At 45.9% G+C, this 9,064-nt stretch carries 3 protein-coding genes, 8 tRNA genes and 2 rRNA genes; 1 reads left to right on the top strand and 12 read right to left on the bottom strand.

All coding sequences use genetic code 11. The annotated features are described in order from the left end of the window. Window positions 1-15: 15 nt before the first annotated feature. The 11 genes from KHA93_RS22190 to KHA93_RS22140 form a co-directional block, all read right to left on the bottom strand. Window positions 16-2,948: ribosomal RNA gene (locus KHA93_RS22190) — 23S ribosomal RNA — on the bottom strand. Window positions 2,949-3,139: 191 nt separating this feature from the next. Further along, window positions 3,140-4,687 (bottom strand): 16S ribosomal RNA (locus KHA93_RS22185). Together the 16S and 23S rRNA genes with 8 tRNA genes alongside form the textbook arrangement of a ribosomal RNA operon. A gap of 99 nt (window positions 4,688-4,786) precedes the next feature. Beyond that, window positions 4,787-4,860, bottom strand: a tRNA-Gly gene (locus KHA93_RS22180). Window positions 4,861-4,866: 6 nt separating this feature from the next. Beyond that, window positions 4,867-4,943 (bottom strand) — tRNA-Arg (locus tag KHA93_RS22175). 89 nt (window positions 4,944-5,032) lie between these two features. Beyond that, window positions 5,033-5,118, bottom strand: a tRNA-Leu gene (locus KHA93_RS22170). A 69-nt stretch (window positions 5,119-5,187) separates the two neighbouring features. Next, a tRNA-Gln gene (locus KHA93_RS22165) sits at window positions 5,188-5,262 on the bottom strand. Between the two features lie 95 nt (window positions 5,263-5,357). After that, a tRNA-Asp gene (locus KHA93_RS22160) sits at window positions 5,358-5,433 on the bottom strand. Window positions 5,434-5,469: 36 nt separating this feature from the next. Beyond that, window positions 5,470-5,541 (bottom strand) — tRNA-Glu (locus KHA93_RS22155). A 17-nt stretch (window positions 5,542-5,558) separates the two neighbouring features. Further along, window positions 5,559-5,649: transfer RNA gene (locus tag KHA93_RS22150), tRNA-Ser, on the bottom strand. A 156-nt stretch (window positions 5,650-5,805) separates the two neighbouring features. Continuing rightward, window positions 5,806-5,877, bottom strand: a tRNA-Asn gene (locus tag KHA93_RS22145). Between the two features lie 259 nt (window positions 5,878-6,136). Further along, the gene (locus KHA93_RS22140; RefSeq protein WP_213112698.1) at window positions 6,137-6,607 is read right to left on the bottom strand and encodes a SprT family protein; all 471 of its coding nucleotides are present in this window, start codon (window positions 6,605-6,607) and stop codon (window positions 6,137-6,139) included. A gap of 86 nt (window positions 6,608-6,693) precedes the next feature. Between KHA93_RS22140 and cmpA the strand changes: the two genes are divergently transcribed. Further along, the gene (gene cmpA, locus KHA93_RS22135; protein ID WP_213112697.1) at window positions 6,694-6,804 is read left to right on the top strand and encodes a cortex morphogenetic protein CmpA; all 111 of its coding nucleotides are present in this window, start codon (window positions 6,694-6,696) and stop codon (window positions 6,802-6,804) included. A gap of 70 nt (window positions 6,805-6,874) precedes the next feature. Here the strand turns inward: cmpA and KHA93_RS22130 are convergent, their stop codons facing one another. After that, a complete protein-coding gene (locus KHA93_RS22130; protein ID WP_213113097.1) occupies window positions 6,875-9,037 on the bottom strand; it encodes a Tex family protein in 2,163 nt (720 codons plus the stop codon). Window positions 9,038-9,064: the final 27 nt, after the last annotated feature.

Here is a 9,064-nt window from a genome sequence, read left to right as displayed (position 1 = left end):
AAACTTGATTGTTTGTTGATTAAGTCCTCGATCGATTAGTATCCGTCAGCTCCATGTGTCGCCACACTTCCACACCGGACCTATCAACCTGATCATCTTTCAGGGATCTTACTCGCTTGCGCGATGGGAAATCTCATCTTGAGGGGGGCTTCATGCTTAGATGCTTTCAGCACTTATCCCGTCCGCACATAGCTACCCAGCGATGCCTTTGGCAAGACAACTGGTACACCAGCGGTGCGTCCATCCCGGTCCTCTCGTACTAAGGACAGCTCCTCTCAAATTTCCTGCGCCCGCGACGGATAGGGACCGAACTGTCTCACGACGTTCTGAACCCAGCTCGCGTACCGCTTTAATGGGCGAACAGCCCAACCCTTGGGACCGACTACAGCCCCAGGATGCGATGAGCCGACATCGAGGTGCCAAACCTCCCCGTCGATGTGAACTCTTGGGGGAGATAAGCCTGTTATCCCCGGGGTAGCTTTTATCCGTTGAGCGATGGCCCTTCCATGCGGAACCACCGGATCACTAAGCCCGACTTTCGTCCCTGCTCGACTTGTAGGTCTCGCAGTCAAGCTCCCTTGTGCCTTTACACTCTACGAATGATTTCCAACCATTCTGAGGGAACCTTTGGGCGCCTCCGTTACTCTTTAGGAGGCGACCGCCCCAGTCAAACTGCCTGCCAGACACTGTCTCCCACCCGGATCACGGGTGCGGGTTAGAAGGTCAGTACAGCAAGGGTAGTATCCCACCGATGCCTCCATGGAAGCTGGCGCTCCCATTTCCAAGGCTCCTACCTATCCTGTACAAGCTGCACCAACATTCAATATCAGGCTGCAGTAAAGCTCCACGGGGTCTTTCCGTCCTGTCGCGGGTAACCTGCATCTTCACAGGTACTATAATTTCACCGAGTCTCTCGTTGAGACAGTGCCCAGATCGTTACGCCTTTCGTGCGGGTCGGAACTTACCCGACAAGGAATTTCGCTACCTTAGGACCGTTATAGTTACGGCCGCCGTTTACTGGGGCTTCAATTCGCACCTTCGACCGAAGTCTAAGCGCTCCTCTTAACCTTCCAGCACCGGGCAGGCGTCAGCCCCTATACTTCGCCTTGCGGCTTCGCAGAGACCTGTGTTTTTGCTAAACAGTCGCCTGGGCCTATTCACTGCGGCTCTCTAGGGCTTGCACCCCAAAGAGCACCCCTTCTCCCGAAGTTACGGGGTCATTTTGCCGAGTTCCTTAACGAGAGTTCTCTCGATCACCTTAGGATTCTCTCCTCGCCTACCTGTGTCGGTTTGCGGTACGGGCACCATTTACCTTGCTAGAGGCTTTTCTTGGCAGTGTGGAATCAGGAACTTCGGTACTAAATTTCCCTCGCCATCACAGCTCCGCTTTAGGATGAAGGATTTGCCTCCACCCCAGCCTAACTGCTTGGACGCGCATATCCAACAGCGCGCTTACCCTATCCTCCTGCGTCCCCCCATTGCTCAAACGGTAAAAAGGTGGTACAGGAATATCAACCTGTTGTCCATCGCCTACGCCTTTCGGCCTCGGCTTAGGTCCCGACTAACCCTGAGCGGACGAGCCTTCCTCAGGAAACCTTAGGCATTCGGTGGAAGGGATTCTCACCCTTCTTTCGCTACTCATACCGGCATTCTCACTTCTAAGCGCTCCACAAGTCCTTCCGGTCTTGCTTCACAGCCCTTAGAACGCTCTCCTACCACTGACACCAACGGTGTCAATCCGCAGCTTCGGTGATCCGTTTAGCCCCGGTACATTTTCGGCGCAGAATCACTCGACCAGTGAGCTATTACGCACTCTTTAAATGGTGGCTGCTTCTAAGCCAACATCCTGGTTGTCTAAGCAACTCCACATCCTTTTCCACTTAACGGATACTTTGGGACCTTAGCTGGCGGTCTGGGCTGTTTCCCTCTTGACTACGGATCTTATCACTCGCAGTCTGACTCCCAAGGACAAGTCATTGGCATTCGGAGTTTGTCTGAATTCGGTAACCCGATGAGGGCCCCTAGTCCAAACAGTGCTCTACCTCCAAGACTCTTTACCTTGAGGCTAGCCCTAAAGCTATTTCGGAGAGAACCAGCTATCTCCAGGTTCGATTGGAATTTCACCGCTACCCACACCTCATCCCCGCACTTTTCAACGTACGTGGGTTCGGGCCTCCAGTAAGTGTTACCTTACCTTCACCCTGGACATGGGTAGATCACCTGGTTTCGGGTCTACGACCTCATACTCAAAACGCCCTATTCAGACTCGCTTTCGCTGCGGCTCCGTCTCATCGACTTAACCTTGCATGAAATCGTAACTCGCCGGTTCATTCTACAAAAGGCACGCCATCACACATGAATGTGCTTTGACTATTTGTAGGCACACGGTTTCAGGATCTTTTTCACTCCCCTTCCGGGGTGCTTTTCACCTTTCCCTCACGGTACTGGTTCACTATCGGTCACTAGGGAGTATTTAGCCTTGGGAGATGGTCCTCCCAGCTTCCGACGGGATTTCACGTGTCCCGCCGTACTCAGGATCCACTCAGGAGGGAACGAAGTTTCGACTACAGGGCTGTTACCTTCTATGGCGGATCTTTCCAGATCGCTTCAACTACCCCGTTCCTTTGTAACTCCATGTTGAGTGTCCTACAACCCCAAGAGGCAAGCCTCTTGGTTTGGGCTTTTTCCGTTTCGCTCGCCGCTACTCAGGAAATCGATTTTTCTTTCTCTTCCTCCGGGTACTTAGATGTTTCAGTTCCCCGGGTCTGCCTTCCATTTCCTATGTATTCAGAAATGGATACTACCCCATTACGGGCAGTGGGTTTCCCCATTCGGAAATCTCCGGATCAAAGCTTGCTTACAGCTCCCCGAAGCATATCGGTGTTAGTCCCGTCCTTCATCGGCTCCTAGTGCCAAGGCATCCACCGTGCGCCCTTTCTAACTTAATCAGTAAAAAGGTTTCTTATGGATGATTCCATAAGGTGATGTTTCTTGGTTTGTTTATTCTCTATTATCTGGTTTTCAAGGAACAAATAACAGGCCTCTATAAAAGATAGCCATGTTTTGAGAGTTCAACCTCTCAAAACTGAACGAAACGAAACGTCTTCTGATCAGCACTCGACTGATCAAGATTCCTTAGAAAGGAGGTGATCCAGCCGCACCTTCCGATACGGCTACCTTGTTACGACTTCACCCCAATCATCTGTCCCACCTTCGGCGGCTGGCTCCAAAAGGTTACCCCACCGACTTCGGGTGTTACAAACTCTCGTGGTGTGACGGGCGGTGTGTACAAGGCCCGGGAACGTATTCACCGCGGCATGCTGATCCGCGATTACTAGCGATTCCGGCTTCATGCAGGCGAGTTGCAGCCTGCAATCCGAACTGAGAATGGTTTTATGGGATTGGCTCGACCTCGCGGTTTTGCTGCCCTTTGTACCATCCATTGTAGCACGTGTGTAGCCCAGGTCATAAGGGGCATGATGATTTGACGTCATCCCCACCTTCCTCCGGTTTGTCACCGGCAGTCACCTTAGAGTGCCCAACTGAATGCTGGCAACTAAGATCAAGGGTTGCGCTCGTTGCGGGACTTAACCCAACATCTCACGACACGAGCTGACGACAACCATGCACCACCTGTCACTCTGTCCCCCGAAGGGGAACGCTCTATCTCTAGAGTTGTCAGAGGATGTCAAGACCTGGTAAGGTTCTTCGCGTTGCTTCGAATTAAACCACATGCTCCACCGCTTGTGCGGGCCCCCGTCAATTCCTTTGAGTTTCAGCCTTGCGGCCGTACTCCCCAGGCGGAGTGCTTAATGCGTTAGCTGCAGCACTAAAGGGCGGAAACCCTCTAACACTTAGCACTCATCGTTTACGGCGTGGACTACCAGGGTATCTAATCCTGTTCGCTCCCCACGCTTTCGCGCCTCAGCGTCAGTTACAGACCAAAGAGCCGCCTTCGCCACTGGTGTTCCTCCACATCTCTACGCATTTCACCGCTACACGTGGAATTCCGCTCTTCTCTTCTGCACTCAAGTTTCCCAGTTTCCAATGACCGCTCACGGTTGAGCCGCGAGATTTCACATCAGACTTAAGAAACCGCCTGCGCGCGCTTTACGCCCAATAATTCCGGACAACGCTTGCCACCTACGTATTACCGCGGCTGCTGGCACGTAGTTAGCCGTGGCTTTCTGGTCAGGTACCGTCACGGTACCGTTAGTTAGACGGTACTTATTCTTCCCTGACAACAGAGTTTTACGATCCGAAAACCTTCTTCACTCACGCGGCGTTGCTCCGTCAGACTTTCGTCCATTGCGGAAGATTCCCTACTGCTGCCTCCCGTAGGAGTCTGGGCCGTGTCTCAGTCCCAGTGTGGCCGATCACCCTCTCAGGTCGGCTACGCATCGTCGCCTTGGTGAGCCGTTACCTCACCAACTAGCTAATGCGCCGCGGGCCCATCTGTAAGTGACAGCAAAACCGTCTTTTAACCTTTCCCCATGCGGGGAAAGAAGTTATCCGGTATTAGCTCCGGTTTCCCGAAGTTATCCCAGTCTTACAGGCAGGTTGCCCACGTGTTACTCACCCGTCCGCCGCTAACTTCAGGGAGCAAGCTCCCATCCATTCGCTCGACTTGCATGTATTAGGCACGCCGCCAGCGTTCGTCCTGAGCCAGGATCAAACTCTCATATAAGTAGTTGATTAGCTCATTAGCTGGCAATGGTTAAAACCATTGTTTAAAAATAATTTTTGACGTTTGTTTCGTTCAGTTTTCAAAGATCAAACATAAAATTGGAGCGGGTGATGGGAATCGAACCCACGACAACAGCTTGGAAGGCTGTAGTTTTACCACTAAACTACACCCGCACAAAATGGCGCGCCCGAGAGGAGTCGAACCCCTAACCTTTTGATCCGTAGTCAAACGCTCTATCCAATTGAGCTACGGGCGCATATTTTAATAAGTTTGTGCGATATTAAATTGAGTTATTTTTTCTTTCGCATATTATGGAAAGTTATTTTCACTTTCGCGAAAAAACTCTGGTGCGGTCGAGAGGACTTGAACCTCCACGGTATTGCTACCACTAGGCCCTCAACCTAGCGCGTCTGCCATTCCGCCACGACCGCATTTTTAAAAGCGCAAGATTTATATTATCACTTCGACATGTACTTGTCAATGTTTTTTTAAAGTTTTTTTGGCTGGGCTAGCTGGATTCGAACCAACGAATGACGGAGTCAAAGTCCGTTGCCTTACCGCTTGGCTATAGCCCAACAAATCACCTTAAACCAATAAAAATAGAATCGAAGGTTATTATAATAACATGCTTTTGATTCTATGTAAAAGGAAATATCTTCTATTATAATAATGGCGGTCCCGACGGGAATCGAACCCGCGATCTCCTGCGTGACAGGCAGGCATGTTAACCGCTACACCACGGGACCATATAAAATAAAAAATAATATTAAGAAGAAATTTAATGACCCCTACGGGATTCGAACCCGTGTTACCGCCGTGAAAGGGCGGTGTCTTAACCGCTTGACCAAGGGGCCATGATAATATGTAAATCTGGCGGAGAAGGAGGGATTTGAACCCTCGCGCCGCTTACGCGACCTATGCCCTTAGCAGGGGCACCTCTTCAGCCACTTGAGTACTTCCCCGTTATCTAGCTACAAATCCAATTCTTATTTCATAAAAGACAGGATATCTAGTTCAGGTGGAGCAATAGTACGTCACTATCTAAGCCTTTAATTGATTCACTATGCAATTTAGAAAAACTCTCTTAGCCGTTTTGGGCTATTGTGATTTACAATCAACTCCGCAGGTAGGATTCGAACCTACGACCGATCGGTTAACAGCCGATAGCTCTACCACTGAGCTACTGCGGATTAATGACTCTTCCGATTATAAAGAGGTATGTCCTAACTGTCAATAGTTCTAAATAAAAAATCTAAAAAAAATTTTCTTCAATGGATATTTCCGCACCTGTCGCTCTTTTTCTACATTCTTTCAAAAACATTTAGGCATTTGACGCACTAGTAAGATCACTACTTTGACCCTTTCCAAACCGGAGTCTTACACCTTCCGCTCGAATCAACTTTGAGGCAAATCAACAATGAGCTTACAAAGCCGTGTTTGTCGGAAAAATTATTTTGCTGTTTTCATAAGCCCTTCCAATTTCCCACCACATTTTCCACAAACATAACGGTTGGTGTTGACCTTTCTTTGCCTTTGGTAACCTTGTCCGCAATTTGTGCATTTATAAAAATATACCTTTAAGGGGTTATTTCTTTTTATACTTTCTTTCAGCGGTGTGCAATGCCTCGGTGCTCCTACCATTTTCATTAATTCTCGAAAATCTTTATCTCTATGCTTAAATCCTTTTCCTTCAATATGTAAATGGTAGTGACATAATTCATGCTTAATGATTCCAACTAATTCGTCAAATCCATGTTCTTCATAATAATGACGATTTATTTCAATATTATGTGTTGAAAGCATATAGCGCCCACCAGTTGTACGGAGCCTTGGGTTAAAATATGCCGAATGTTTAAAAACTTTATGAAATAAGCTAACCGAAATTTCCTCCGTTAAGGATTGCAGTTCCTCATTTGTCATGTTTCTCCCTCCAAAATTGCTCGAACGAGACAATCCATTTTACCATACATTATTGATGAACGAATACTCACTAGGAGGTCATTCGTATGCCTACTTGGCTTCAAAGCCAAATTCAAAAAGCCTTTTTAGAAAAAAATAGATATCAAATCAAATTACTTAATCAATGTTGGTTTCTTTATAGAAAAAAACACTGCTAATCCGAATAGCAGTGTTTTTCTTATGTTGCTTAAATAAATTCTACAGAGAAACTCTCTTGCACTTTTGCTTTTATTTCTTCACCATTGTCAGTGAAAGTCTTCCTTTTTTCACATCTACACTTTCAACCCATACCGTTACAATATCTCCTAGTGAAACGACGTCAAGAGGGTGCTTCACGAATCGATTGCTCAGCTTAGAAATATGAACAAGGCCATCCTCTTTCACACCAACATCGACAAACGCACCAAAATCAACTACATTACGAATGGTTCCTTGCAATTCCATTCCAGCTTGAAGGTCTTCAAGTTTAAGTAAATCCTTTTTCAAAAGTGGCTTTGGCAACTCGTCACGTAAGTCACGTCCCGGTTTCATTAAAGCATCTACAATATCTTGAAGTGTCAATACTCCGAGCCCTAGCTCATCTGAAATGACATTTATGTCCATTTCTTTTAACTCATTTGCAAGTTCTTCGCTTCCTATATCACTTGCGGAAAACCCTAGCCTCTTTAAAAGTTTCTTCACGCTAACATAGTTTTCCGGATGAATAGGTGTTGAATCCAATGGTTCTTCACCTTCTAATATTCTCATAAACCCAATCGCCTGTTCATATGTTTTCGCTCCAAGACGTGGGATACTAGATAATTGTTTTCGATTATTAAGCTTTCCATTCTCTTCTCTAAATTTAACAATATTATTAGCGACTGTTTTGCTTAATCCGGAAACATATTGTAAAAGCGATGAAGAAGCAGTATTCACATTTACTCCAACTTGGTTAACTGCGGTCTCTACCACGAATGTTAACGATTCATTTAATTTTTTTTGAGAAACATCATGCTGGTATTGCCCAACACCGACTGACTTTGGATCTATTTTTACTAATTCTGCCAATGGGTCCTGCAATCTTCTTGCGATGGAAACCGCGCTTCTTTCCTCTACTTGTAAATCCGGAAATTCTTCTCTTGCTAGATCAGAGGCAGAATAAACACTTGCTCCTGCTTCATTTACTATGATGTATGCTAAATCTAATTGATTTTCTTTAAGTACATCTACAGTAAATTGTTCCGTCTCTTGTGATGCTGTTCCGTTCCCAATAGCAATGAGTTCCACACCAAATTTCCGAATAACATTAAGTACCTTTTTCTTTGCCTCATCAGGCTTTGCTTTAGGTGGATGAGGATAAATAACATCGATGTAAAGCATCTTCCCGGTTTCATCGACAACAGCCAATTTGCAACCTGTTCGATAAGCAGGATCGACGCCAAGGACGACCTTTCCTTTTAAAGGTGGCTGCAATAATAACTTTCTTAAGTTCTCTGAAAAAATATGAATGGCTTGATTTTCAGCTACTTCGGTCAATTCATTCCGAATTTCCCTTTCAATAGCAGGTTCGATCAGACGTTTATATCCATCATCGATTGCCTCTTTTATTTCAGATGCTACGATGGAATTTTCGTTTTCAAGTACCTTTTTATGTAAAAATGAAAAAATCCGCTCCGTATTCGATTGGATCGATACACGAAGAATATCTTCTTTTTCTCCACGATTTAAAGCTAGAATTCGATGTGGGACAATTCGTTTTACAGGTTCTTCATAACTATAATAGTTTTCAAAAATCCTCTTTTCGTCTTTTTCCTCATTTTTAACAGAAGAAACAATGATTCCGGATTGGTATGTTTCTTTTCGAATCCATTCACGAAATGAAGCATCATCAGAGACTTGTTCTGCGATAATGTCCTGTGCCCCTTTAACCGCATCTGCACTTGTTAGAATCTCTTTTTCTTCTGAGATATACTTTTCAGCCTCCGCTTCAAGACTTCCGCTTACAGGAAAGCTAAGCATCCATTGGGCTAATGGCTCTAGCCCTTTTTCCTTTGCAATCGTTGCCCTTGTGCGACGTTTTTGTTTATATGGTCTATATAGATCCTCAACTAGCTGAAGCTTATCAGCTTTCAATATTTGTTTCTTTAAATCATCTGTAAGCTTTCCTTGCTCTTCAATCAGTCTGATGACATCTTCTTTACGCTGTTCTAAATTTTGTAAATACGTCCAACTGTCCAATATTGATTTTATTTGCACCTCATCAAGTGCCCCAGTCATTTCTTTGCGATAACGGGCTATAAAAGGTACGGTATTGCCTTCTTCAAGTAGATGAATGACGCTTTGAATTTGTTTTTTTGATAATTGAAGCTCTCCTGCTAATTTCCGTAACAGTACTTCTTCTTTATTTTCCATTTCAATCACGGGCTTCCCTCATTTCAT

The sequence above is a fragment of the Lederbergia citrisecunda genome, from assembly GCF_018343695.1.
Classification (GTDB): Bacteria; Bacillota; Bacilli; order Bacillales; family Bacillaceae_C; genus Lederbergia; species Lederbergia citrisecunda.
Note: the sequence above shows the minus strand (reverse complement) of the source record. Positions and strands in the feature narration are given on the sequence as shown.